The organism is Microcoleus sp. PH2017_28_MFU_U_A, from assembly GCF_020738035.1.
Lineage (GTDB): Bacteria > Cyanobacteriota > Cyanobacteriia > Cyanobacteriales > Microcoleaceae > Microcoleus.
In genome coordinates this window covers 64,644-86,105 of record NZ_JAEQCX010000049.1, presented here as the reverse complement: position 1 = coordinate 86,105, position 21,462 = coordinate 64,644, and the positions used below count along the sequence as shown (strand labels likewise).

General features: G+C 43.9%; 25 protein-coding genes, 1 tRNA gene and 1 pseudogene. 12 read left to right on the top strand and 15 right to left on the bottom strand.

Annotated features, from left to right (window positions below; all coding sequences use genetic code 11):
* Both JGK14_RS12595 and JGK14_RS12590 read left to right on the top strand, forming a co-directional pair.
* Positions 1-139, top strand: a pseudogene (locus JGK14_RS12595) (photosystem II q(b) protein); the annotation flags it as partial.
* A 298-nt stretch (positions 140-437) separates the two neighbouring features.
* Positions 438-1,019: a Uma2 family endonuclease gene (locus JGK14_RS12590; protein WP_293196437.1), complete on the top strand. Its 582-nt coding sequence runs from the start codon at positions 438-440 to the stop codon at positions 1,017-1,019.
* A gap of 75 nt (positions 1,020-1,094) precedes the next feature.
* Here JGK14_RS12590 and JGK14_RS12585 read toward each other — a convergent pair whose 3' ends face one another.
* Positions 1,095-2,465 carry an NB-ARC domain-containing protein gene (locus JGK14_RS12585; protein ID WP_293180788.1) on the bottom strand — a complete coding sequence of 457 codons (1,371 nt, stop codon included), beginning with the start codon at positions 2,463-2,465 and terminating at the stop codon, positions 1,095-1,097.
* Positions 2,466-2,765: 300 nt separating this feature from the next.
* On the opposite strand from JGK14_RS12585, the gene JGK14_RS12580 reads away from it, so the two are divergent.
* On the top strand, positions 2,766-3,644 hold the full coding sequence (locus JGK14_RS12580) for a hypothetical protein (protein ID WP_293180785.1): 879 nt from the start codon (positions 2,766-2,768) through the stop codon (positions 3,642-3,644).
* A 102-nt stretch (positions 3,645-3,746) separates the two neighbouring features.
* Here the strand turns inward: JGK14_RS12580 and JGK14_RS12575 are convergent, their stop codons facing one another.
* From JGK14_RS12575 to JGK14_RS12565, 3 genes are read right to left on the bottom strand one after another with little or no spacing between them, the layout of a single operon-like run.
* Entirely contained in the window at positions 3,747-4,142 is a 396-nt protein-coding gene (locus tag JGK14_RS12575) for an ACP S-malonyltransferase (protein ID WP_293180782.1), read from the bottom strand.
* A complete protein-coding gene (locus tag JGK14_RS12570; protein ID WP_293180779.1) occupies positions 4,139-4,513 on the bottom strand; it encodes a DUF433 domain-containing protein in 375 nt (124 codons plus the stop codon). The genes JGK14_RS12575 and JGK14_RS12570 overlap by 4 nt, the downstream gene beginning before the upstream one ends.
* A 25-nt stretch (positions 4,514-4,538) precedes the next feature.
* The gene (locus JGK14_RS12565; RefSeq protein ID WP_325315134.1) at positions 4,539-5,060 is read right to left on the bottom strand and encodes a hypothetical protein; all 522 of its coding nucleotides are present in this window, start codon (positions 5,058-5,060) and stop codon (positions 4,539-4,541) included.
* Between the two features lie 46 nt (positions 5,061-5,106).
* On the opposite strand from JGK14_RS12565, the gene JGK14_RS12560 reads away from it, so the two are divergent.
* Positions 5,107-5,241: a hypothetical protein gene (locus JGK14_RS12560; protein ID WP_293270230.1), complete on the top strand. Its 135-nt coding sequence runs from the start codon at positions 5,107-5,109 to the stop codon at positions 5,239-5,241.
* Between the two features lie 9 nt (positions 5,242-5,250).
* Here JGK14_RS12560 and JGK14_RS12555 read toward each other — a convergent pair whose 3' ends face one another.
* Positions 5,251-5,448 carry a hypothetical protein gene (locus JGK14_RS12555; protein ID WP_293202942.1) on the bottom strand — a complete coding sequence of 66 codons (198 nt, stop codon included), beginning with the start codon at positions 5,446-5,448 and terminating at the stop codon, positions 5,251-5,253.
* 176 nt (positions 5,449-5,624) lie between these two features.
* On the opposite strand from JGK14_RS12555, the gene JGK14_RS12550 reads away from it, so the two are divergent.
* Complete coding sequence (locus JGK14_RS12550; protein WP_325315133.1) at positions 5,625-6,359, top strand: calcium-binding protein; 735 nt, start codon at positions 5,625-5,627, stop codon at positions 6,357-6,359.
* An 87-nt stretch (positions 6,360-6,446) separates the two neighbouring features.
* On the opposite strand, the gene JGK14_RS12545 is transcribed toward JGK14_RS12550, so the two are convergent.
* Positions 6,447-6,662 (bottom strand): hypothetical protein, encoded by a 216-nt coding sequence (locus JGK14_RS12545; protein ID WP_293190162.1) that lies wholly within the window; start codon positions 6,660-6,662, stop codon positions 6,447-6,449.
* An 84-nt stretch (positions 6,663-6,746) separates the two neighbouring features.
* Here JGK14_RS12545 and truB point away from each other — a divergent pair, with 84 nt between their 5' ends.
* The 4 genes from truB to JGK14_RS12525 all read left to right on the top strand — a co-directional run bounded on the left by truB (position 6,747) and on the right by JGK14_RS12525 (position 10,802).
* Positions 6,747-7,685, top strand: coding sequence for a tRNA pseudouridine(55) synthase TruB (gene truB / locus JGK14_RS12540; RefSeq protein ID WP_293218396.1), 939 nt, complete (start codon positions 6,747-6,749; stop codon positions 7,683-7,685).
* Between the two features lie 80 nt (positions 7,686-7,765).
* Positions 7,766-7,990: a membrane protein insertion efficiency factor YidD gene (gene yidD, locus JGK14_RS12535; RefSeq protein ID WP_325315132.1), complete on the top strand. Its 225-nt coding sequence runs from the start codon at positions 7,766-7,768 to the stop codon at positions 7,988-7,990.
* A gap of 394 nt (positions 7,991-8,384) precedes the next feature.
* A complete protein-coding gene (locus tag JGK14_RS12530; RefSeq protein ID WP_293270226.1) occupies positions 8,385-9,599 on the top strand; it encodes a response regulator in 1,215 nt (404 codons plus the stop codon).
* A 204-nt stretch (positions 9,600-9,803) separates the two neighbouring features.
* Complete coding sequence (locus JGK14_RS12525) at positions 9,804-10,802, top strand: glycosyltransferase family 2 protein (protein WP_293180806.1); 999 nt, start codon at positions 9,804-9,806, stop codon at positions 10,800-10,802.
* Between the two features lie 144 nt (positions 10,803-10,946).
* Here the strand turns inward: JGK14_RS12525 and JGK14_RS12520 are convergent, their stop codons facing one another.
* From JGK14_RS12520 to JGK14_RS12505, 4 genes are all read right to left on the bottom strand, one after another.
* Entirely contained in the window at positions 10,947-11,792 is an 846-nt protein-coding gene (locus tag JGK14_RS12520) for a class I SAM-dependent methyltransferase (RefSeq protein WP_293324844.1), read from the bottom strand.
* A 207-nt stretch (positions 11,793-11,999) separates the two neighbouring features.
* The gene (locus JGK14_RS12515) at positions 12,000-12,329 is read right to left on the bottom strand and encodes a HesB/IscA family protein (protein WP_293180746.1); all 330 of its coding nucleotides are present in this window, start codon (positions 12,327-12,329) and stop codon (positions 12,000-12,002) included.
* 115 nt (positions 12,330-12,444) lie between these two features.
* On the bottom strand, positions 12,445-12,867 hold the full coding sequence (locus JGK14_RS12510; protein ID WP_293180743.1) for a phosphomannose isomerase type II C-terminal cupin domain: 423 nt from the start codon (positions 12,865-12,867) through the stop codon (positions 12,445-12,447).
* A gap of 303 nt (positions 12,868-13,170) precedes the next feature.
* A complete protein-coding gene (locus JGK14_RS12505; RefSeq protein ID WP_293180740.1) occupies positions 13,171-13,320 on the bottom strand; it encodes a hypothetical protein in 150 nt (49 codons plus the stop codon).
* 931 nt (positions 13,321-14,251) lie between these two features.
* On the opposite strand from JGK14_RS12505, the gene murJ reads away from it, so the two are divergent.
* Positions 14,252-15,865: a murein biosynthesis integral membrane protein MurJ gene (gene murJ / locus JGK14_RS12500; RefSeq protein WP_293180737.1), complete on the top strand. Its 1,614-nt coding sequence runs from the start codon at positions 14,252-14,254 to the stop codon at positions 15,863-15,865.
* 113 nt (positions 15,866-15,978) lie between these two features.
* Here murJ and JGK14_RS12495 read toward each other — a convergent pair whose 3' ends face one another.
* Positions 15,979-16,929, bottom strand: coding sequence for a phytanoyl-CoA dioxygenase family protein (locus JGK14_RS12495; protein WP_293180734.1), 951 nt, complete (start codon positions 16,927-16,929; stop codon positions 15,979-15,981).
* Positions 16,930-18,022: 1,093 nt separating this feature from the next.
* Between JGK14_RS12495 and JGK14_RS12490 the strand changes: the two genes are divergently transcribed.
* On the top strand, positions 18,023-18,283 hold the full coding sequence (locus JGK14_RS12490) for a hypothetical protein (protein ID WP_293180731.1): 261 nt from the start codon (positions 18,023-18,025) through the stop codon (positions 18,281-18,283).
* A gap of 76 nt (positions 18,284-18,359) precedes the next feature.
* Here JGK14_RS12490 and JGK14_RS12485 read toward each other — a convergent pair whose 3' ends face one another.
* From JGK14_RS12485 to moaC, 3 genes are all read right to left on the bottom strand, one after another.
* Entirely contained in the window at positions 18,360-18,662 is a 303-nt protein-coding gene (locus tag JGK14_RS12485; RefSeq protein WP_293180728.1) for a DUF3181 family protein, read from the bottom strand.
* A gap of 62 nt (positions 18,663-18,724) precedes the next feature.
* Positions 18,725-18,982 carry a 2TM domain-containing protein gene (locus tag JGK14_RS12480; RefSeq protein ID WP_293157023.1) on the bottom strand — a complete coding sequence of 86 codons (258 nt, stop codon included), beginning with the start codon at positions 18,980-18,982 and terminating at the stop codon, positions 18,725-18,727.
* 87 nt (positions 18,983-19,069) lie between these two features.
* Complete coding sequence (gene moaC, locus JGK14_RS12475) at positions 19,070-19,591, bottom strand: cyclic pyranopterin monophosphate synthase MoaC (RefSeq protein WP_293180725.1); 522 nt, start codon at positions 19,589-19,591, stop codon at positions 19,070-19,072.
* Positions 19,592-19,669: 78 nt separating this feature from the next.
* Between moaC and JGK14_RS12470 the strand changes: the two genes are divergently transcribed.
* Positions 19,670-19,743, top strand: a tRNA-Arg gene (locus JGK14_RS12470).
* Positions 19,744-20,092: 349 nt separating this feature from the next.
* Here JGK14_RS12470 and JGK14_RS12465 read toward each other — a convergent pair.
* Entirely contained in the window at positions 20,093-21,337 is a 1,245-nt protein-coding gene (locus tag JGK14_RS12465) for an MFS transporter (RefSeq protein WP_293180722.1), read from the bottom strand.
* Positions 21,338-21,462: the final 125 nt, after the last annotated feature.

The window sequence follows — 21,462 nt, the reverse complement described above, 5'->3', positions numbered from 1 at the left end:
CACCTGGGCTGATGTTATCAACCGCGCTAACTTGGGTATGGAAGTAATGCACGAGCGCAATGCTCACAACTTCCCACTCGACTTGGCTGCTGGCGAAACAACTCCAGTTGCTTTGGTTGCTCCTTCCATCAACGGTTAATTTTTAACCTTAGATTGACAAAAAGCGCTCCTAGAAATAGGGGCGCTTTTTGTTTGGGGAAAAATAATTTTGGGAACGATCAGACTCGGCGGTTGAAACCGAGCATTGTCAGCAACAGGCAAGATACCTGTTCCACAAGAAAATAGAGTCTTTGCATTGTCAGCAACAGGCAAGATGCCTGTTCCACAAGAAAATAGAGTCTTTGTGGAACAGGCATCTTGCCTGTTCGTAAAAGGCTAATTGAGCATGGTGCAAGATCTCAGATATTATGGAAAAGCGATCGTAAAAGGTAAGTCAAATGGTTGTCGCAATTTCTAAAGCAGGATTGGGTACAGGTGCGGCTTTCCTGTCAAACGTGACATGGGAGACTCTGGAAAAGTTGGATGCAGATTTGGCGGAAACAGGGGCGCGTTTAACTTATTTGGATGGGTGTTTAGAAATTATGGCTCCTTTATCTGATGCTCATGAAGAACCTAAAAATACTTTAGGTCAGGTTTTAGAAATGTATATGCGGACGAAAGACATTCGTTTCTATGGGCGCGGTAGTACAACTATCGGGATGAAGGAGTTGGGTGCACGGAAAGAACCAGATGAGTCTTATTGTTTGGGTACGCGCAAGTCGGTTCCAGATTTGGCGATCGAGGTGACAGTGACAAGTGGTGGAATTGATACGCTGGAAATCTATCGTCGGGTGGGTGTGCAGGAGGTTTGGTTCTGGGAGGATGGGGTAATTTCGGTTTATTGTTTGCGCTCTACGGGGTATGAGTTGGTTAGTAAGAGTGAACTTTTGCCGGAGTTGGATTTGCGATCGATCGAGTTTTATTCGCGGATGGCGGATCAATATGATGCGGTGAATGCTTTTGTGCGATCGATGATTTAACAAACCCGGCGGTTGAAACCGCGTCTACAAAAACAAAGTCTGCCTCCGCAGACTAAGAAATAAATGGGTGGAATGTTACTTGGATTGAATATATTCTTTAAATACAGGATTAATCTGAAATTGCGATCGCCCTCCTACTAACATTTTTTGCACTAAGCCACGCCGCGCTAAAGATTGTATGGCTTGCCACAATTGCGATCGGGATAATTCACTATCTGCTGGTGCGTGGGAAATATCTACCGCATCATCTTGACTTGCTAACCAGTAGAACGCCTTTTTTTCCGAGTCTGATAAACGCTCTAGGTGAGATTCTAAAAGGGGTTCTAAGTCACCTAAAAATAAATCTGTTCCATCCGCTAAAAACAGGGAAACGCTACCATCAAATAATTCCCAAATTGTTGCAGCGATGATATTTAGCCAGGAAGGATGTCCTTGATAAAAGGCGATCAAGTCTGACCATTTTTCCTCATCAGCTAATCCTTTTTCTCTGATAATTTCTGCGGCTTGTTCTCCTAAGCCTTTGAGGTGTAATGTTCGTGCGGGTCGGTTTAGTGCTTCTAAAGCAGTAATTTCTCTGGGTTTTTCCCAACTGAGGAGGATTAAACAACTCTGATGAGAGGATGTGGCAATTTGTTTGAAAAATTTGCCGTAATCTTCATAGCCTGTTAAATATTGACCTGCTAATTGACTGCTACTAAAAATATTTTGTACGTCATCAAGGATTACTAAACAGCGAGAGGATCGGAAATAATCGATGATTGTGGGTAATGGGGGTTGTGGCGATCGCCCAAAAAATTGCTTGAGTTCGGTTTGGAGGGTGGAAAGTGTGGGTGTGTCAGCGAGGCTTAACCAGATAATATAATCAAATTCGGTTTGAATTTGTTCGATGAGTTTGAGGGCGATCGCGCTTTTGCCAATTCCACTTAAGCCGTAGACGGTAATCAGGCGGGTGTGGGCTTGTAATATCCATTGTTTGAGGGTGGAGAGTTCTGAGGTGCGATCGTAAAAGTAAGTTAATTCGGGTGCGTCTGTTAAATCGATGATTGGGGGTTGACTGTTGTTTTGGGGAGAGTTAGGGGGAATGGGCGATCTGATTTTTGTATCTTCAATAGTTTGTATAAATTGACCCCCGATGTTAATATTATCAATTTGTAATAAACAGTGACCTAATTGGGAAGCTTGAGAAACTCTATACTTTTTCTCTAACTTAGAACGAAAATTTAATTTATTAAGGTCTTCTCCTAATTCCTCACGCAACTTTTCCCATAACTTAGCCGCTTCTTTTTTTACGTGAGATTCACTACAATGGAAGTCTTTAGCGATTTGAGGATATTTTTGTCTTTGCCAAACACCCATCAGTATTGCTTCCTGTATAGGTGTAAGATGTTCTCCAGTTTTGTCAAAAATCGAATTATTCGCCCATTCTACAACATCTTCAACATTCATGGGTCTGGGTTGAGTGCGGTTGAATGTACTATATCCTACTAAATCCTACTTTGTCAACTGAATTGTACCAAATCCTACTAAATTGGTTCGGGATGGTTAGAAAAATTGGGTACTAAATCCGACTCTTTTGAGTTGTCAAAGCTAAAACCGACAAAATATAATCATTGAATAAAAATAAAACACAATCGAATTCAGTAAAGTTGAAGTAGTGTTTTATAACCTATATAAATTATTCTGCTCTTGCTCAAGCCCAATTAATGACTTTTCTGAACAATGAGGATAGTCAAGAGAAATAACATTATGAAAAAATTGGCTATTATTGCGACCACACTCGGCTTTTTGTCTCCTCTGTTCTTTTCAGGTACAGCCCAAGCACAATCCCTTGCCTCCAAAAGAGTATGCCTCCAGAGTGGTAAGTATGTAGTCTTCGCTCAACAGCCTGTGTTTTTTGGTGCGTGGAATGTTCAGGGTTTATTGAATTACTGGCTTCCTCCAGAGCTAAGGAAACCAGGTGGAGATATATTACCAGGACAAGGTATTACAAATACGGAACTTTCCCACGAACATATCTTCTTCTGCGATAGTGGTGAGATAGTTGATAACATTGGTTTTGGTCCAGAAGGAAGGTTCAAATACTCCAAAAATTCACTTAACAGTGGGAAAGAACCTAACGGGGGTAACGTAAATAATTTCGTGCCAATCGATCGTGAGAAATATAATCCTAATATTGTGCGTTTAGTTGTGAGCGAGTTCCGTAGAATTCTTCCAGATCGATGTGTACTTCAACCAAGAGATGGTAAATACGAGCTAATCGGAAATAACTGCCAGAACTTCACAGCAAAGATTAGAGAGGAATATTGGCGTAAAATGTTTGTAGGTACATGGAGAGGAAATGGTTACACTTGTGAAAGAGGAGGATTAACAGAAGAAGTACAGATTTCTGTTAGTGGTAATTCTCTAGTTGCCAAAAAGATTATAGGTGATAACTGTGTACCAGCAGGAAATATAACTTTTCAAGGAACAATTCCCCAATCTGTATCAAAGGGTAGTTCTTTTTCTGTCACTTTTAAGACTGGTTGGCCAGATAGACCAGCTTGTTGCTCTGCTGAAAATCAGCTAAGTATTGTAGATGCAAATACATTTACTGCTTGGGGTATTAGGTTTACTAGAATTGATTAATTGAAATTAAATTCAAACTTCATAAGTAGCAGAAGAAGCGCGATCGCAATATCTATTGGTAATCAAATTGCGATCGCACTTCTTCAACAATCTCGACCAACCTCATGGGATGAAAAGCCGACTTACACCCATATAGCCATTAATACCAAGCACAATCTCTATTAGACTCTCAACACAACGTTCTCGATATTCCGAATCATTCAGTAATCTATCAGCATTTCCAATCGTAATCACAGGTAATGAATTAGGAGTATTTTCTTCGCGCATTACTTGTTCCAAAGAATCCTTACCTTTCATACTGCGATTAGCTGTGAGCAAAATCATCTTATTTTCTTGAGCAAGCCGCCAAACTACTCTATCATCGCTATTGATGGGTAATTCCATTTGTGCAAAGGTGACAAAACGAATTGGGATGATATCAAGCCAACCTTGATTAGCAATAGAACCAAAGAAAATTATGGCGTGTCCGTTGAGATTATGATCTATCAAAAAAATCATGCTTTAGCCTCACGTTTTGCCTTAGCCGCTCGAAGTTTTTCCCAAGCCACTTCCGTTCCTGGTTTTGGTGGTTGCGCCGCAATTCGAGCAATCAGATCGCGATTTTTTTCTTCGTAGTATAGTCGCAGTTCCTCAGCTTCCTTAAGAACAATTTGATACTCGGCTTCAACATCAGCGCGATTTGCCTCAATATAAGCTAAAGCTGCGTTAATTTGTTCTTCTGTAAGGTCAAATAATCCTCTGATAAACTTAGGCGGATATTGAGCCGTCACATAGTCCATGATGTCGTAGATAGTGATGCGCGTACCTGCGATGGACAGTCCTCTTTCTGTACGGATAATCGCTGTTTGTTCGTTCGATAGGGTTGTCATTTTTATAGCCTCCTAGAAGTTATTTTTATATTGGTCGAAAACTCTGCACAAAATTCAGCCAGCGATCGACTTTATTGCCAGTAATGTCTAAAATAGGGATAGAACGAGTCCTTGATATTGGCCGCCCAGCCTCCTCCTGAGAATATTCGATCGCACTACGCTCTCGTTTGCCTAAACCGTAAGTGTTCGCAATATCTCCAGCCAACTGACAGGTGATTCGGAATGTCCCCATGCTAATTCTGCCATTTCCTGCCCTGTACTCCCAATCTCTAAAGCCAGCCCTAGGTATCTCCTGGCAATCAGCATAGGTCACCTCAAACATCTTAGCAATATGCACGTCATAGAGGCGCAACTGACCCCCATAGGCAGATTTTGTGGTGTCCGTCTCTGATACCGTAAGGGTATAGGTTCCTTCCCCGTGTTGCAGTCTCATCGGAAGCTTTGTCTGGGCGATCGCCCCCGGTATCCGCTGAATGACGGTGACAGATCCCCAACTCATCGTAATAGCGGTTAAGCTGGTGAGGAATAATTCTTTGGTGCTTCTCATTTATCTCTTAAATATAGCCTACTTGTAGCATATATTTAATTTTACTATGACTGTAATCTTTAAGAATAATTTTACCGTTCTACCTAAATTTTATCTATTGAACCAACTGCCAAACTATACGATCGTAACTATTGATGGGCAGATTTATTTCGTCAAAGGCGATCGGCTCGCTCAGCACTGAAATTGGACATCAAGAAATAATCAAACCAGGAGTGAGCCGTTGGTCAGACGCCGCTCCAAATATGCAATTTAAATGCAGAATTGTTTGCCAGCCAACGCTACTTGAATTTATCCTCAAACAAGCAACGCTGCTAACAGATTTTTTACCAGAAATAATTGGTTGAAAGCCTCTCACGAGTGAGGGAGAAATTAAAATCAGACTATTCATTACTCCAATCCTCGGACTTAAGGGTAGAAGTCGCTCTCAAACTGTCAACTGTCAACTGTCAACTGTCAACTGTTGAACACTTCCCCGCCTGAAGACACCTGGTGTTCGTGGTACTTTCTGTAACTTACGCTTTTAGGCTAAGTTAGAATGGCAAATTTCTACCAGTATTCAAAACTATGCCATCAGCAGTACCAGTTAAGATCGTAATCACAACCCCAACCCCAACCAGCCCGGGTACCAGACCCGGAGGCTCTGCTACCGCTCGCAATGGCACCAGCGGCCCTGACTCCCTCAGCGGTACTGCCGGCGCTGACTTGATCTTCGGTTTGGGAGGCGCTGACAGCATTTTAGGTTTGGGGGGAGACGATAGCCTCTACGGCGGTGACGGGGACGACTCAATACAGGGCGACGCTGGTAATGATTTGCTGTTCGGCGGTGCAGCCCGCGACAGCGTTTTGGGCGGCGCGGGCGACGATACTTTCTACGGGGGGAAAGGTGCTGACTCGGTAAGCGGGGATGATGGCAATGATTTGCTGTTTGGCAACCAAGACAACGATACTTTGTTGGGCGGCGCGGGCAATGATACGTTTTTTGGCGGTGCAGGCGATGACTCGCTGTTTGGTGGCCTGGGCGATGATTGTTTGTCGGGCGATCGCGGCAGAGATACTTTAACTGGTGGCGCAGGGAATGATACTTTTGTGATCGGGCGATCGGCAGATGGCGATGTGATTACCGATTTTACTGTTGGTACGGATAAAATTCGCTTGAGAGCCGACCTCACTTTTGCCGAACTCACCATTTCTGCTGGGCCCGGAACCGTGCCGAGTACAATTGTTCAGTTTACAAGTACCAAGGAAACTCTGGCTACTGTATTGGGAGTTACTATCTCTCGGACGGACTTTATTTTTTAATTGGGAATGGGGATTGGTAATTGGTAATTGGTAATTGGTAATTGGTAATTGGGCTTGCAGGTTCTTTTGAGTTTTAAGTTTCAATATTTAACTTTTTAACTCAAAACCGGGAAGCGTTGCGACCAACAAAGTAATCTCAAAACTTTTCTTTTTCCTTCTTTCTTGTTCCTTGTTCCATTTTCCCTCGAATCGATTTTCATTAAATCCGTTACATCTGAGATCTTGCACCAATGTCGATAAGCCCTTGAGGAACAGGCAAGATGCCTGTTCCACCAGAAAAATCATCTTTTGTGGAACAGGCATCTTGCCTGTTCTTGAGAATGGTACAAGATGTGAGTTACATCCGTTATACAATCCCTTGCCGAACTTCCTTCTTCCTTCTTACTAATGACTATTGACGGTTTTCTCAATCTCAACAAACCTGCGGGCATGACATCTCACGACTGCGTGGGGCGAGTGCGCCGAATATTGAAACTCAAACGAGTGGGACACGGAGGAACCCTCGATCCGGCTGTGACTGGCGTTTTGCCGATCGCCCTGGGAAGAGCAACCAGACTGCTGCAATTCCTCCAACACCACAAAGCTTACCGAGGTACGATTCGGTTTGGCTTAACTACCGCTACGGACGATTTAGAAGGAGAAATCCTGAATTCTAAACCTGTCCCGGAGTTGAGTTTAGAACAAGTGCAAGCTGCACTGCCGAATTTTATCGGCAAAATAGAACAATTTCCGCCGAGTTTTAGTGCGGTTCAGGTGGGAGGAAAACGGCTTTATGAGTTAGCTAGAAAAGGCGAAACTGTGGAAGTTGCGGCTAGGAATGTTGAGGTGTTTCGGCTGGATATCTTGGATTGGCGGCCCGGCGATTTTCCAGAATTGGATTTGTCGATCGCCTGCGGGGCGGGTACTTACATTCGGGCGATCGCCCGGGACTTGGGCGCACTCTTGAATGCCGGCGGTACTTTGGCTGGTTTGACTCGCACCGAAAGCAGCGGTTTCTCGATCGACCAAAGTCTCACGTTTGAAGAATTAGAAGTGCAATTGCAGGAGAATACATTCAGCCCGATTTTGCCATCGGCGGTTTTGAGACACTTAGGTGCGATCGTCCTTTCTCCTGAATATACCAAACGCTGGTTTCAAGGACAGCGCCTCCCCATTCCCGAAACGCCCGTAGAAGCGGAGGACAGTAGCAAACATCCCTCTGAAAACTTAAGCTCCGAATCTCCCTATCACTTGCAAGTTTACGATCGAGATGGTAATTTTTTAGGTATCGGTCAAGTAGCAAACTCCGAAACAAATACCATATTGTCTCCTCAAATTGTCTTTTAGCGATCCAAGAGGGGGAAATAAAAATAGGTAGACAGGACAACATTTTGCAATTAATTTAATCAAACGCTGAGGTCAAGATTGTGAAAGTATTGCTGATCGGATTAATTCGAGGCTACAAAATGGGGATTTCTCCTTATTTGCCTAACGCCTGTAGATTTCAGCCCACTTGTTCCCAATACGCGATCGAAGCCATAGAAAAATTTGGGGCGGCGCGCGGCGGAGCGATCGCAGTTAAGCGCATTTTGCGCTGTCATCCTTTTCATCCAGGGGGTTACGATCCCGTACCTCCCAAAGATAGTCATTAGTCATTAGTCATTAGTCATTAGTCATGTTTTGCTGTCCCCGCCGAGCGAACGTCCAACGTCCAACGTCATGTTTTGCCAGCGTCTCCCCCGAGCGAACGTCCAACGTCATTAGTTATTAGTCAACTGTCAACGCATCCTTATAGCTAAAACTCCCGAGGGGAATCATACCTTTTTGAGATTTGAGATTTAAGATTTCGGAATACCGGATCAATTAAGGATTTCGATCGCACTTATAGTTGCATTATTTTGGAGAAATTGTATGAATACCCGATCGGGTTAAACTAGCATCAGGTAATTTGTTATTTTGAACGCAATTCAGTAATATTACTGTTTTTTTTCCAAACTCAGCAGCGATATAATAGGGAAAACAGGAGTACAGGGAATGCGAGTTGATATGTCTGCTACCGCAATCGGGTACAAAATGCTTTCTCATACTTTGGCAGTCCTCAGCCAGAAACAAGCAACGGGAAAACTGCTATTAGAGCAAGGTGAGCAACAGTGGCAACTATACTTTTTTCAGGGTAGTTTGGTTTATGCCACAGGAGGAGCGCACAGAGCGAGGCGCTGGTACAGGGCTATTGGACAACACTGTCCCAACTTTCAAGTGGATCTTAGAGATCTGGAGGCTCGGGAACTGTGGGAATATCAACTGATTCAGCAAGGGCTAGCTGCCAGCGAAATGAGTTTGCAACAAGCTAAGGCGATCGTCCACAGTAGCATTTCCGAAGTTTTGTTTGCTCTGATCGGTCAATCGGGTTTGCGTCGCGAGTGGCGTCCGTCGGAAAAATATTTTTCTAAAATAATCTCTTCTTTGCTGCTGTCTGTAACGGAAGTAGAACAAATTCTGTACTCTACAGAACTAATTTGGCAGAAGTGGAAAGGCATGGGTTTGTGGCTGGTAGAACCAGAACAAGCACCCCTTTTAAAAGCGTCTGCCCAGTTGCAGGAAAATCGATTTAGTTCTAACTCTTTGATAGCTTTGGCTAACGTATTTAACGGCGAGAATACTCTTTGGGATATTGCATTGAAGAAAAAGCAGTGCGTGACAGTCGCAACTCGCGCTTTAGTTAATTACATGAAGCAGGGTTTAGTAAATTTCCGCACAGTACCAGACTTACCGTCGCCTATAGAACAGTGGCGCCTTGCTGCGTCGATGGCTGGGCAGGTTCGCCCTTTGATTGCCTGTATCGATGACAGTCCGACAGTATGCGAATTTTTACAGCAAATTTTATTGCCGGCGGGGTATCGAGTTCTAAAAATTCAAGATCCGATGGATGGAGTGGGCATCATTGCCAAACAAAAGCCTGCTTTAATTTTTATGGACGTGGTAATGCCGAAGACAAACGGCTTTGCTTTGTGTAATTTTTTGCGACAAACACCGAGTTTTCGGGAAACTCCGATCGTGTTTTTGACTGGTAAAGACAGTATAATCGATCGCACGCGAGCCAAACTTACAGGTGCTTCCGATTTTTTGAGCAAGCCGCCCAATCCGGAACAGGTTTTGCAAATAGCTCAGAAGTATTTAAAGGTAAAAGGCGATCGCAACCCTTTAGGAATTCGCCCCCACGATTTACTGAATTCGCGCCAACTTACTTTGGCAAATTCTTGAACCAAATTTATGCTCAAAAAGCATCGCTTATCCGGTGCGTCAGTCTCTGGCGCACCTTAGACGTATTATAATAAAGACGCAACTAGATTTGATAAATAAATCTTTGAGGCGCGAGTGTATAATTTTTCTGGATTTCACAGCCAGGGATTTTAGTAAATCCGCCCAGCCTGTATAGATTCTAATGCTTCGGACTTGATATTCATGATGAGCGATCGAACTCCGCAGGTAAGCGTGGTGATTCCGGCTTACAACTGTGCTGCTTACGTCGGCCAAGCCGTAGATAGCGTGCTGCACCAAACCTATACTGACTGGGAAATTATTGTAGTAGACGACGGTTCCCGAGACGACACCAAATTAGTTTTAGAGCAATATGGCGATCGCATTCGCTACATTTACCAACAAAATCAAGGAGTTTCCATTGCCCGAAATCGCGGCATCGAACTAGCGCAAGGAGAATTCATCGCCTTTCTCGATGCAGATGACTACTTTTTACCCGAGAAATTAGCAGCACAAATTGCTGTATTTAGAGCGCAACCAAATCTAGGAATAGTCCACAGCGGCTGGCGTCAAGTCAACAGCATAGGCGAACCTATCAAAGATGTCAAACCCTGGGAAAACGTCCCTAAATTAGACTTAGAAATGTGGCTGCGGTGGAAACCAGTATTGCCCAGCGCGATGATGTTTCGCCGCCATTGGTTAGAGCGAGCGGGCGGTTTCGATCCTCGATTTCCACCAGCCGAAGATACAGATTTAGCGCTGCGTTTAGCCTTAATGGGATGCGAAACAGAGTGGCTGCGACAAATAACAGTTTGCTACCGCCAGCACGAACAAAGTGCCATGTACAAAGGTTTACCGCAGGCTAAATCCTTGGCGGCGGTAATGGACAATTTTTTTGCGCGGCCCGAAGTGCCGGATAAAATACGTTTGTTGGAAAAGCAAATCAAGTACAGTACGTTGGTTTGGATTGCTTGGTATTTGCACCGCACCGGTCATCCTGTTGAGATGGCAGAATTTTTGCAGCGTTCTTGGAATTATACGCCTTATTTGCCAGTGGAAACAGTAATTAATTGGGCGGAGTGTTTTACGGAATTTTCGCAGGATACTGGCAATGAATTGGATGCAGATTTATTAACTCAATCTCCGGAATGGCAGCAGTTAATGCAGTGGACAATTCTCAGCAGCCATACTACAATAGGTTTGTAGTGAGGACTTTAGTCCTTCTTTCCGAGGACTAAAGTCCTCACTACGAACCTTTTTGTTACCAATTCCACCTCAGATTGGTAAATAAGGTTTTTTTAACGAACCGCGAAGACGCGAAGGACACGAAGAAAGAGAAGAGAAAAAGTGCTAAAGTTTTTTGGCAATATGAAATGCTGAAATATAGGAAGCTTTGATGATATTTTCGCAGTTTTTTGCTAACGCTTCCCGCAAACTTGCCAACAAAGAATTTTTCGTGCCATCGTCTAGCGCGATGTACTCTGAGTAAGTCTGCAAAAGATTCAGATAATCCTCAATGCTGTAGGTAATTTCACATACTAACTGTTCGTAAATTAAATCCTCGTACAGGCCTGAGTCGATGATATTTTGTCCGAGTTTTTTGATACTTTCTGCTTGATTGGCTCTTTCTTTGGCATGATATACTGCTAGAGACGGAGCTTGATTTTGATAAACTTCATCCAAAACTCGGTAAACTTCATCTTCTGGCAAAACTCCGGCATTCCAGAGCAAAATCAATGAACCTTTATCTTTTAATGCGGCGGCCGTTTTTTGATAGCGAATCTCCGGTGACACCCAATGAAAAGAAGTCGCCGCCAGTACAGCATTGAATTTATCAGCTTCTAATTCCCACTCTTCCAAAGTTTGATTTTTAATCTCTACAGATGGATAAGTTGCACAGTTTTGTTGTGCTAGCTGACAAGCTGGCTGACTGGGTTCGAGACAAAGCATTGCAAAACCTAATTCCGCAAACGGAACAGTGGCTATTCCGGGGCCACATCCGATTTCAAGAATGTTGGCATTTGAGGGGAGTTCGGCTAATTCAACAACGCGATTAATTAGTTGTTGAGGATAGCGCGGTCTAGTTTTGTGGTAGAAACCTGCGATTTGGCTGTACCAATTTTTTCGCTGTTCGTAACTGTAGGTGGCGATATATTCGCTATACCAATCTTGGGGTTTTTCTGATTTATTTGCCATTGTTAAATCTTTCTTTTCTCTTCTCCTCTCTTCCTTCGCGTCCTTTGCGTCTTCGCGGTTCGTTCAAACTACTTATATTAAAATGCGAGATTATCCTTCAGTTTCAGCTTCTGTAAAAATTGGCGGTCACAGTTCACAAATTGGCAATTCCCAACCAGGAAAAAGTTCTGATACCGTCAAAATATCTCCATTACCCAGAACAGTTGATTATTCTTTAGCAGAAAAGGAGTTGCCGCAGCTACAGCTTTGGGCTGCATTGGGATTGTGGAATCGGAAACCTCCGCCCATCAAGTCTTCTGAATAATCTAAGGTGAGCTCGTTGAGATATTTTAAGTGCTGGGGGTCGATCGCAACTTGAACTCCCTCGGACTCGCAGAGAGTGTCTTCTGGGACGGGTGCATCGTCAAATGCCATTGTATAAGACAAACCGGAACAGCCGCTCGATTCCACGCCCAGACGAAACAAAGCATTCGGGTTCGGATACTTTGACTTGAGGCGCTTTACTTCTGTCGCTGCTGTTTTGCTTAGATGAATCATTAATTTTATTTGGTTACTGGTTACTGGTTATTGGTTACTGGTTATTGGTTACTGGTTACTGATTGGTGCGAATAACAAATAACAAATAACAAATAACAAATAACCAGTTTATAGGTTATTTAGCCTTAGATTCTGTCCGCGCATAATCGTCTTGAAAGCGCACAATATCATCTTCTCCGAGATATTCACCATTCTGCACTTCAATTAAAACCAGGGGAATCACTCCCGGATTTTCCAGACGGTGAGAAATACACTGTGGAACATAGGTAGACTGATTTGTAAATAGAACTTCTTCGGTTTCGCCACAAGTAACTTTTGCAGTACCGGAAACTACGATCCAGTGTTCGCTGCGGTGGTGGTGCATTTGCAGGCTGAGGCGGTGTCCCGGCTTGACTTCGATCCGCTTAATTTTGTATCCCGGGCCTTCTTCAAGTGTTGTAAAAGAACCCCACGGGCGTGATTCTGTAGCGGAAATTCCGTTGGGTGCAGCAGATGCGAGCAGAGTTAATGTTTGAGAAAGTTCTTGAGTTTGAACCATGATTTTTTACTCCTTCGGGATTGCTTGTTGAAGCCTTTAGTAAACGATGTTGGTTTTTGAGGTGAGCTAATTAGTTGTTAAAATCGAACCTCACCTGCGCGGAAGGGTTAGCGAACTGTACATTTTACTGTGAAATCTGCTCTTCCCGATCGACCAGCCTTAACAACCATAGCAAAATCACTATATTAGTTGTCACCTGTGATGGGTGCGATCGGCCAAATCTACATCAAATCTTCATCTGGGAGTGCTGATTCTTTATTTAATGGGAACATTTTATAAGATTTATGGTTGTTTTGGATTTTTTTAACCGCAGAGGGCGCAGAGGGCGCAGAGGAAGAGCGGATGTAGCGATTTGATCCTATCACTGTTCAGCTCCCGATCGTGTCCAGCTTCATTCGGCGCGATCGCAGCTTGAATATCCTCTAGATGTGAGTCGCTATCACAATTACTCATCTCTCTTCTCTTCCTCTGCGCTCTCTGTGGCCTCTGCGGTTAAAAAAATCCAAATATCTAATTTATCAATTAATTACCAACAAACTGTTTTTTACTTATTTATGAACAGGCAAGATGCCTATTGCTGACAATGGCGTAACATCTCAGCTTTAACTATTTTTTCACCGTCACTCGATCGCACAAGCTTTGATTTTTTAGTGGATCTACCCAATGCAGTATATCCACATATAATACATGATACTAGGTCAGGGTAAGCGCACCTCAAACGCAGTTTCCATCTAGATTGTAGGACTGCTACTTTGAGAGAGTTCAGGGAGCGCTGCGACTAATACCTTCACCATATAGAACTCATTTGACATCTTTTCTTGACCGATAAGGCTTGCAAGTAAGCCGTTTGGTATAACTCAATAAACTGTTGACGATAGCTGCGTAACCAACTCTAGCAAAACAGCCAAAATTCATAGATCGCAAGGCTTGCAGTTATAGCAATAGATCTCAAATGAGTTCTATGAGGCTTTGTAGATCTTAAGACCTACAAGTAGGCAAAGCCAATTGATAGTTCTGGCGTTTATGTACCCTTAACTGTCGTTTTTTTTAGGGTGCATTTATTATGTTGATTAACTAAGTTTTTTCGTAATTGCTCACCCCCCCTACGGACAAAAATAAAATCTCTGAAACCCTTTGTAGGCAAGTATTGCAAAGTTTGAACACAATTATTTCATTTTTCAGTTTCGATCGCTAAAACCCTCATTCTGTCCTTGATTTTATTGAAGAAGAAGCTTTTTGCTTAAAATTCACAATCTGAAACTGTCTCGCTTGAGGCAGTTTCAGGGGAGGGAGGGTAGTTGACCAATTACAATTCATGTTACGATCGTCCAGATTTGCTATTAAACTTAGCAAAGCCTTTTAGCACTAGCGTTTGTAACCATTTGTGTCTGAAACCCAGAAGCCCTCTCGTTCCCTAGCAGGGATTGCCGGTATTGTCGCAGTCGCCACTCTGATTAGCAAAGTCTTCGGATTGGTGCGCCAAATTGCGATCGCAGCAGCCTTTGGAGTCGGTGTCGCCGTCGATGCCTACAACTACGCCTACGTCATCCCCGGTTTCCTATTTATTTTACTGGGAGGCATTAACGGGCCATTTCACAGCGCGATCGTCAGCGTTTTAGCCCGCCGCGACAAAAAAGAAGCTGCACCCTTAGTCGAGACAATCACCACATTAGTTGGCGGCATATTGCTGTTGGTAACAATCGCTTTAATTATTTTTGCAGATCAGGCGATCGATTTAGTAGCACCCGGGTTAAATAGAACAGCAGAAGGTTTAGAAATCAAAGCAATAGCCGTCCAACAATTTCGGATTATGGCGCCGATGGCATTGCTTTCAGGCTTAATCGGCATTGGTTTCGGCACACTCAACGCCGCCGATATGTACTGGCTTCCTTCGATCAGCCCTTTATTTTCCAGCGTTGCACTTGTCGGCGGTTTAGGAATTCTCGCGCTACAACTCGGAGAAAAAATTACTCAGCCACAATACGCACTAATCGGTGGCTTAGTATTAGCTTGGGGAACTTTAGCAGGAGCAGTTTTGCAGTGGTTAGTGCAACTGGCGGCGCAGTGGCGCGCGGGATTGGGAAAATTGCGTTTGCGGTTTAATTTTAAACGCCCCGGAGTGCAAGAAGTAGTTAAGGTGATGGTTCCTGCTACCTTATCCTCGGGAATGCTGCAAATTAACGTTTATACTGACTTGTTTTTCGCATCCTACATCCCTCAAGCTGCATCTGCCATGGGCTACAGCGGCTTGTTGGTAATGACTCCTTTAGGCATTATTTCTAATGTAATTTTAGTACCATTTTTGCCAATATTTTCTCGCCTTGCCGAACCCAAAGACTGGCCGGAATTAAAAGATAAAATTCGTCAAGCTTTAATTTTGACTGCGCTGACAATGATGCCCTTAAGCGCTTTAATGGTGACACTGGCTACACCCATCGTCCGCATTGTTTACGAACGCGGTGCTTTTAATCTGTCAGCCTCGCAGTTTGTCATACCGATATTGATGGCTTACGGTATTGGAATGTTTGTGTATTTGGGCCGCGACGTTTTGGTACGGGTATTTTATGCCTTGGGAGACGGGGAAACCCCTTTTCGTGTCAGTATTATCAATATCTTTTTAAATGGGCTGCTGGATTATTTGTTAGTAGGAGCTTTCGGCGCGCCCGGATTAGTTTTGGCGACGGTGGGAGTGAATCTAGTTTCGATGATTATGTTTTTGTACTTATTAGATAAAAAGCTGGGTGGCTTGCCTTGGGGGGAGTGGAGTTTGCCTTTTTTGGGGTTAGCTTGTGGTAGTTCTCTAACTGCTTTCGTGTCCTTGGCTACTCTGCAAGGCTGTCAAAGAGTTTTGGGTACTGAAGGTTTGGTAATTCAATTAGTGCAGTTGAGTGTGGCGAGTTTGGCAGGGTTGGGAGTTTTTGCCATTTTTGTGCATCAGATGAAGTTGCCGGAAGTTGAGATGTTTGTCGATCGCATTCGCGGCCGTTTTGGTAGATAATATAGTTTCTGTTGGCATCTGAATCATGTTTTAGGAGCGTCCCACTGCCCCAGAGAATAATCTAAAAAGTCTCGACAGACAGACAAGACTTCCTGATTGACGAGGTTGACTTGCTAGCAACCCAAAGCCTCGTGAATGTTGCCGTAGTCGTTAATGGTATACTCTATTTGCAGCATCAAGCGCGGTTTCTCAGTTGGCTGCGTTCCTCTGTGAAAGCAAAGGGGATTTTCTACAAACCCAAAACCAGCTTTGCCACAGACATTCACCACATTTTCAGCGCCGTAATATTCAACAATCTTTTCGTCATCGATGTCTGCACAGCGCGTACTTATAAGCTGGTGCATCAACTTTTTGCCTTTGTGAGTTCCAGAAACATAAGTGTGCGGCCCGCTGAACATATCGACATCGGTAAGGTAGAAAAAAAACTTAATGAACCGATAGTCGTCTAAATCGTAGTGAAATACTTGGGCTGCCTTGCGTTGCTGGATGTGGTTTTCTGCTGGAACTGGGAAACTCCACGATATTTCGCTGCCCATGTGTACTGGTTCGGCACCCAGAAATTTAGCTGCAATAGCCAGTATGCCGGGGTCTTTTTCCAGTTCTTTCAGGGTTGAAGACTGGTTTCCGTTACTCATATAGCTGCAAACGCGGGCATTTTTGGGTAAGTCCGCACCTACTTTTTCTGTTCCTTTGTAGTGGTAGGGACGGTTGGCATCTCTGTTAATGTAGCCAACTGTAGAACTGGCAAATTTCAAAAGTTCTTGAACTGTATCTTCGGGTAGCTGAAGATTTTGATAACAACTATCGGTTTCGATCGTAGCAGCGATCGCATCTACATCCAACTTTCCCAGAACTGAAGCATTTTCTTGACTGATAACATGAGATTTAGCTGGACGCTTCAATAACATCGTTGCCCAGTCGCGTACAATCTCGAAACGAGCAAATTTACGCATCAAAAATAGTCGAGGGTTTTGAATCAGACATTGATAGTTTTTGACGAAATAATTGGCAAGCTTGTACCCGAAGCTTTCCGATTTCTGAATCACGCTTGTTGTTGTGTTCATAGTTTGCGGTAGTTTTGTACAAAATTTGTTATTGTAGCTTGCACCTGTGATCTTTTTGTGATTGTAAGCTGTCTTTGTTTGCAAAAAAAAGAGATATAAAAGTTTTAGAGTTTGCCAATACTTTAGCAAACAAACTTTTAGGTCTCAAGACTTACGCATGAACCACAAAAAACATAGAGTTGAGATTGCGATGCACAGCAAAGAATGACAGATATGCGTTTTCTTGCGTAAGTCCTATATTTGTCACTTGCATTGTTCTAACCTGATTGTTTTACGTTGTCAAGTAAAACAGATTTTTTAATTATTGTTGCTCTCGATCGAGTCCATGCTTGAATTCGACTGTCTTGAATGTATTTACGGCTGGTTATTTCGCGATATCTGCTCTTGATACGATCTGAACTTATGTGTTGCTTTGTTTTAAGAAATGTTATCAGAGCGGTTTCAGTGTAGTGCCGTAAAGATATTCAGTGGAGACAAGTCAATGCCTTGTTTTTAAAGGATTTCAGGCGATCGCAAACCTCTATAATTGCGCGAGCAAATTCTGGCAAACCGCTATCTTAAAAAAATGTAAAAATATTGGGTGGCATTCCCGACAAGCCTCCCCATAGCATTTTTGATTGCAAAAATTACGCTGGATGTGACAATTAAATCTCTGGTGTCCGGGGCTATAAGGTGTATTTTTAAACTTCTCCTTCAAATTTAGATCCGCCTTGCATCCCCCTTAAAAAGAGGGACAAAAGAGGATCTTGCTTCACTCTTTTTTAGCTGTCAATTAAGTAAATGAGTATGAAAATATACAAGTATTCAAATAGCGATCGAGACGAAGTGAAGTGAAGTCAAGCAATTGCTCCCTGACACCCATACACATTCTGTTACACCGCACCGATTTATTGGCGCCTACTTACTTAGTCCCATTTTGTTTAATATTTACGATCGCGCCACCGCCCCACCATTCCCTAAATTCACCGCGATCAATAATCAGAAAAATATAAATAATTGTAAATAAGCGAACTCAATCACAGACAGTGCGATCGCACTTTGCTAATTTCCTAGTAATTAAAAGCCTAGGGTGCCATCAGCTACGAGATAGAAGTTGCAAAATGATAGTTTAATTTGCGGTAGCGGTAACAATCTATTTGTCTTAGAAGCCGATGGAGGATTTGATACGATCGCTGATTTTACCGTCAATCGAGATTCGATCGCACTAACCGATGGTTTGAGTGTTAGCCAGTTGGGAATAACTCAAAATACTCAGGGAACTCCGATCGAAAACCTCTTGACAGGGGAGCAGTTAGGTGTGATGGTTGGAGTAAGTGCGAATGCGATTACCCCTGCTAATTTCTGGTTGATTTAGGCAAATAATGAAAAGTGCGATCGCCCTTAAGTCAAATTAAGGGCGATCGCACTTAAATCCCAATCAATAATTGAGATCACATATCCCGTTGAAATTCCTCAAGAACATCCATCAATTGCACTTGACACTGCATCGGAATCAAATCTGCCAGCGGCACTTCCCGCTTACCGCCACCGAGCTTAACTGAAATACCTTGCAAAACTCGTGCAACTTTGTCATCATTTAAACTGCCATCTTCCAGCATCGGGTAAAGTTGTTGGGCAACAACGGTATGCAGGTGGGCATCACGGAGATATAAATGCCACTTGGCAATGTCAATGTAGACATTTTCGCCGATTTGGGCGGCTAAGGATTCGATCGCAACTGTAGTATTAGCCATATCTAAAAAAGCAAATTATTTGTGCTGGATTAAAACAGTTAACAAATCGCCGACAACTCCCTTCAACCAGAATCTTTGGTTAAAGGCGAATAATCGGCGATCGCAAAAATGAAAATCGCGTGGGCCAAAACTACTAGAGCCCATACACCCGTCACTGTAACTGCCCAAGGCCAATCAGCCTTTTGCAAATTTTGAACAAACCACAAACCTGAATTGGAAGCAGAAAAAAGACCGACGTGGATCGCAAAATTCATGCGATCGTCTAATTGACGGTACTCAGGGTCTTTGCGATCGGGTTTGCGGGGCCAACGAGGAGGCATAGTTTTTCACTTGATGTTAGTAGTTCTGTGCCTATTTTAAGCATAAGTGCTACTTTTTGAATTCTGCCTCCCCCCAAGGCCGGAACTTTATCCCTCTAAATTTTGATAGTCTCCCGATTTGCCGCCGCTTTTGCTTACCAGTCGAATCGATTCAATGGCGATCGACTTGGACAACCCCTTAGCCATATCGTACAGAGTCAGCGCTGCAATCGAAACCGCCGTCATCGCCTCCATTTCCACACCAGTTTCGCCCTTAATTTTCACCGTCGCCCGAATTTGATACCCCGGCAACCCAGCATCCGGTATCACCTGCACTTCCACGCTGCTAATGGGCAGAGGGTGACACAGAGGAATCAGATTCGCCGTCTGCTTAGCCGCCATAATTCCAGCCAGCCTTGCAGTGCCCAATACATCGCCTTTCGGCGCATTCCCCGCTTCGATCGCCGCAAACGTCTCCGGCAGCATCCGCACCCGCGCCGCAGCCACAGCTTGGCGCACAGTTGCCACTTTCGCCGAAACATCCACCATTTGGGCTTCCCCGCTGTTGTCGAGGTGAGTTAGCTGCGCGCGATCGGGCAATTTAGAAAAAGTTTCGGAAAGGTCTTGCATTATTTTAGTAAAGGTGTTACTGTTAGATTCTGTGAGAAAAGAACTTAATCAATTTTAGATTAAGTCTGAACTCGACAGGGGCTTGTAGCTTAGTTGGATAGAGTGCATGGCTACGAACCATGAGGTCGGGGGTTCGAATCCCTCCAAGCCCATTATCAAAAGCGACGCATCTTACAGTATTTTGTAGGGTGCGTTTGTTGTTTAAAGTTGCCAAGTGCGATCGACAACAGACAAGATTCCAAAAATAGCTAAGACGGGCTCTCCGGCCCATTCCACAAAACTTTTTTCTTGTGGGATGGGCCGGAGAGCCCGTCCCGAGACGAAGAGAGGAACGAAGCAATCGCAGAGTCTATTTTTCACATCGCTTTTACTATCTTGAGATCTTATCTAAACTGTATCGGACAATAAACAAGATTGCAAAAATAGCTAAGACGGGCTCTCCGGCCCATTCCACAAAACTTTTTTCTTGTGGGATGGGCCGGAGAGCCCGTCCCCATCCTGTCACCTATTCAAAGCATAAACATCTTTGCCACGCCCGATCGCAAATTTAAGCGAATGAGACAAATTCTTGCTACACAAAGTAACAAAAATCAGCAAAGCCAAAGCAGCCAGAACAGCCGCCAAACCAAACATATTCCTGTAGCCAACTTGTTCAGCAACAAAACCCAAAGTCGGGCCAGCAAGCGCAATCCCCAAATCAAACCCACCAATACAAATCGAAAACAAACGACCTCTTTCTTGAGGTTCGCACCTATCCGACATCAGCGTCACCATCATTGGCATAACAGTACCGCCAGCCGTACCTTCAACCAAAGCCGCGATTAAAAAAGCACCGCTGCTGTTAGCAAAATACAACAATAACATAGACACGGCGTAACAGATTAAGCCGCCAGAAATAAACAAGCCGCGGCCGTATTTGTCCGAAGCCCGCCCCGTCACCAACCGCAAACTGAAACTGGCGATAGCCGCCGTAGAATAAAATAATCCCGGATTCAAATTAACCTTAGTTTCTTGGATAAACAAAGGCATAAAAGTGCTCAAAGTTCCGAATACCAAACCAACCAGCAATAACACCAAAGCCGGAATCCGCACCCGGGGATTCCACAGCATTTGCCAGTATTTTTGGCTGTTTTTGTCCTCAGATAGCGAGTCAGACTTTGTTAACTCAGCGAAATTCGGTTCCACAACTTTGGTGGTAATAAATAAAGCTGTGGTGGCGAAAGCCGCCGACATCGCAAACAAAGCAGGATAACCAACCCCAGCTTGGACAAATCCGCCCATCGCCGGGCCAAATGCCAAACCGATAGGGGCGGCCAAACTCATATAACCAATTAATTCGCCCCGCTTTCCGGGCGGCGACAAATCTGTCACCAAAGCGCTGTAAGCTGTAGTAAAAGCGGCGATGCTAATGCCGTGAAAAGCCCGGAGAAACAACAGTAATGGGACAGATTGAGCTAACAGGTAGCCGATAGGGGCAAGTGCAGCGACAGACACGCCTAGCAGCAAAACTTGTTTGCGCCCCCGGCTGTCGGCTATTTTACCCAACTGCGGCCTCGATAGCAAAAGCCCGATCGCAAATGCACCCATCACAAAACCAATTTGCTGCTTGCTACCGCCCACAGATTGAACGTACAGCGGCAAAGTTGGCAGCAGCGAAGCCAAACTACACCAGAATAGCAAGCCTGCGGTAAATAAAGTTACCAAGCTGCGTTTGGGTTGGGGTTCGATGTCCCTAAAAATATTCAAGATGCAAATTCCCTTTAAATTTTATGATTACCAATTAGCAATTGCCAATTCCCATTACCAATTACCAATTACCAATTACCAATTACCAATTACCAATTACCAATTACCAATTACCAATTACCAAT

Excerpts from the sequence above, each read along its gene's own strand:
- JGK14_RS12560 (WP_293270230.1), top strand. The coding sequence starts at position 5,107 with ATGACTGTAATCTTTAAGAATAATTTTACCGTTCTACCTAAATTTTAT.
- JGK14_RS12510 (WP_293180743.1), bottom strand. The coding sequence starts at position 12,867 with ATGGTTCAAACTCAAGAACTTTCTCAAACATTAACTCTGCTCGCATCT.
- JGK14_RS12590 (WP_293196437.1), top strand. The coding sequence starts at position 438 with ATGGTTGTCGCAATTTCTAAAGCAGGATTGGGTACAGGTGCGGCTTTC.
- JGK14_RS12480 (WP_293157023.1), bottom strand. The coding sequence starts at position 18,982 with ATGCCTCCTCGTTGGCCCCGCAAACCCGATCGCAAAGACCCTGAGTAC.
- JGK14_RS12555 (WP_293202942.1), bottom strand. The coding sequence starts at position 5,448 with ATGAATAGTCTGATTTTAATTTCTCCCTCACTCGTGAGAGGCTTTCAA.
- JGK14_RS12570 (WP_293180779.1), bottom strand. The coding sequence starts at position 4,513 with ATGACAACCCTATCGAACGAACAAACAGCGATTATCCGTACAGAAAGA.
- JGK14_RS12530 (WP_293270226.1), top strand. The coding sequence starts at position 8,385 with ATGTCTGCTACCGCAATCGGGTACAAAATGCTTTCTCATACTTTGGCA.
- JGK14_RS12520 (WP_293324844.1), bottom strand. The coding sequence starts at position 11,792 with ATGGCAAATAAATCAGAAAAACCCCAAGATTGGTATAGCGAATATATC.
- JGK14_RS12505 (WP_293180740.1), bottom strand. The coding sequence starts at position 13,320 with ATGAGTAATTGTGATAGCGACTCACATCTAGAGGATATTCAAGCTGCG.
- JGK14_RS12485 (WP_293180728.1), bottom strand. The coding sequence starts at position 18,662 with ATGGCTAATACTACAGTTGCGATCGAATCCTTAGCCGCCCAAATCGGC.
- JGK14_RS12525 (WP_293180806.1), top strand. The coding sequence starts at position 9,804 with ATGAGCGATCGAACTCCGCAGGTAAGCGTGGTGATTCCGGCTTACAAC.
- JGK14_RS12585 (WP_293180788.1), bottom strand. The coding sequence starts at position 2,465 with ATGAATGTTGAAGATGTTGTAGAATGGGCGAATAATTCGATTTTTGAC.
- JGK14_RS12580 (WP_293180785.1), top strand. The coding sequence starts at position 2,766 with ATGAAAAAATTGGCTATTATTGCGACCACACTCGGCTTTTTGTCTCCT.
- JGK14_RS12495 (WP_293180734.1), bottom strand. The coding sequence starts at position 16,929 with ATGAACACAACAACAAGCGTGATTCAGAAATCGGAAAGCTTCGGGTAC.
- JGK14_RS12550 (WP_325315133.1), top strand. The coding sequence starts at position 5,625 with ATGCCATCAGCAGTACCAGTTAAGATCGTAATCACAACCCCAACCCCA.
- moaC (WP_293180725.1), bottom strand. The coding sequence starts at position 19,591 with ATGCAAGACCTTTCCGAAACTTTTTCTAAATTGCCCGATCGCGCGCAG.
- JGK14_RS12515 (WP_293180746.1), bottom strand. The coding sequence starts at position 12,329 with ATGATTCATCTAAGCAAAACAGCAGCGACAGAAGTAAAGCGCCTCAAG.
- truB (WP_293218396.1), top strand. The coding sequence starts at position 6,747 with ATGACTATTGACGGTTTTCTCAATCTCAACAAACCTGCGGGCATGACA.
- JGK14_RS12545 (WP_293190162.1), bottom strand. The coding sequence starts at position 6,662 with ATGCCTGTTCCACAAAAGATGATTTTTCTGGTGGAACAGGCATCTTGC.
- JGK14_RS12565 (WP_325315134.1), bottom strand. The coding sequence starts at position 5,060 with ATGAGAAGCACCAAAGAATTATTCCTCACCAGCTTAACCGCTATTACG.
- JGK14_RS12575 (WP_293180782.1), bottom strand. The coding sequence starts at position 4,142 with ATGATTTTTTTGATAGATCATAATCTCAACGGACACGCCATAATTTTC.